The following is a 1,337-nucleotide window of genomic DNA, read 5'->3' as shown; positions in this document are numbered from 1 at the left end:
CGGGGTGATGGGTGGCTGGTCGTTGTTTGAGAACTGCACAGTGGACGCGAGCATCTGTGGCCAAGTTTTTAAGGGCGCACGGTGGATGCCTTGGCACCAGGAACCGATGAAGGACGTGGGAGGCCACGATAGTCCCCGGGGAGTCGTCAACCAGGCTTTGATCCGGGGGTTTCCGAATGGGGAAACCCGGCAGTCGTCATGGGCTGTCACCCGCTGCTGAACACATAGGCAGTGTGGAGGGAACGCGGGGAAGTGAAACATCTCAGTACCCGCAGGAAGAGAAAACAACCGTGATTCCGGGAGTAGTGGCGAGCGAAACCGGATGAGGCCAAACCGTATGCGTGTGAGACCCGGCAGGGGTTGCGCATGCGGGGTTGTGGGATCTCTCTTCTGTCGTCTGCCGGCGACAGGACGAGTCAGAAACCGTTGATGTAGGCGAAGGACATGCGAAAGGTCCGGCGTAGAGGGTAAGACCCCCGTAGTCGAAACGTCAGCGGCTCGTTTGAGAGACACCCAAGTAGCACGGGGCCCGAGAAATCCCGTGTGAATCTGGCGGGACCACCCGCTAAGCCTAAATATTCCCTGGTGACCGATAGCGGATAGTACCGTGAGGGAATGGTGAAAAGTACCGCGGGAGCGGAGTGAAATAGTACCTGAAACCGTGTGCCTACAAGCCGTGGGAGCGTCGCGCATTGAGTTTACTCAATGCGTCGTGACTGCGTGCCTTTTGAAGAATGAGCCTGCGAGTTTGCGGTGTGTTGCGAGGTTAACCCGGGTGGGGTAGCCGTAGCGAAAGCGAGTCCGAATAGGGCGTTTTAGTAGCACGCTCAAGACCCGAAGCGGAGTGATCTAGCCATGGGCAGGTTGAAGCGGAGGTAAGACTTCGTGGAGGACCGAACCCACCAGGGTTGAAAACCTGGGGGATGACCTGTGGTTAGGGGTGAAAGGCCAATCAAACTCCGTGATAGCTGGTTCTCCCCGAAATGCATTTAGGTGCAGCGTCGTGTGTTTCTTGCCGGAGGTAGAGCACTGGATAGGCGATGGGCCCTACCGGGTTACTGACCTTAGCCAAACTCCGAATGCCGGTAAGTGAGAGCGCGGCAGTGAGACTGTGGGGGATAAGCTCCATGGTCGAGAGGGAAACAGCCCAGAGCATCGACTAAGGCCCCTAAGCGTACGCTAAGTGGGAAAGGATGTGGAGTCGCAGAGACAACCAGGAGGTTGGCTTAGAAGCAGCCACCCTTGAAAGAGTGCGTAATAGCTCACTGGTCTAGTGATTCCGCGCCGACAATGTAGCGGGGCTCAAGCGTACCGCCGAAGTCGTGTCATTGCAGCAA

1 rRNA gene (only partly in view) is annotated in these 1,337 nt (G+C 57.2%); it reads left to right on the top strand.

The features are described from left to right. Positions 1 to 58: 58 nt before the first annotated feature. A 23S ribosomal RNA gene (locus tag ACFULQ_RS48945) occupies positions 59 to 1,337 on the top strand; it runs 1,492 nt beyond the window's last position.

It is taken from the genome of Streptomyces sp. NPDC057253 (assembly GCF_042669125.1).
Taxonomy (GTDB): Bacteria; Actinomycetota; Actinomycetes; order Streptomycetales; family Streptomycetaceae; genus Streptomyces.
The sequence above is the reverse complement of the archived record's forward strand: the minus strand, read 5'-3'. Positions and strand labels throughout refer to the sequence as shown.